1 protein-coding gene is annotated in these 424 nt (G+C 41.5%); it reads left to right on the top strand.

What is annotated here, in order from left to right; all coding sequences use genetic code 11:
- Window positions 1–424 (top strand): IS110 family transposase (locus ACTND6_RS11195; protein WP_441024354.1); only part of this gene is annotated, 424 nt, incomplete at both ends.

Here is a 424-nt window from a genome sequence, read left to right as displayed (position 1 = left end):
GGACAGAAACTATCAGGTTGCATTGATCAATCCTGTTGCTACTAACCTTACCCGCAAAATGCAGGGAGGAATCTCTAAGAATGACAAGCTGGATACTCTGACTATCTGTGACGTACTTGCTTCTAATCAGCGCGTCAAATCTTACCGTATTTCAAAATACAGCAGCTTTGATCTGTATGAGCAGAAGCTGCTGACTAGAGAACACCACAATCTCAAGGAAGAAGAAAATCAACTCTCAAATCGACTGCAGAAATGCATAGATGTCGTATTTCCTGAATTCAACAGTTTATTCAAGTCCAAGTATGGAATTGTGTATATGAACATACTGAAAGAATTTGGAAGCGCTGATGCGATTGCACACGCAGATATCCGTACACTTCGTAAATGCTTTGACACCGGCAGAGGCAAGCACATCTCTCTTACT

Source organism: Bulleidia sp. HCP3S3_C9 (assembly GCF_052064035.1).
Taxonomy (GTDB): Bacteria; Bacillota_I; Bacilli_A; order Erysipelotrichales; family Erysipelotrichaceae; genus Bulleidia.
This window is presented reverse-complemented; position numbering and strand designations above follow the sequence as displayed.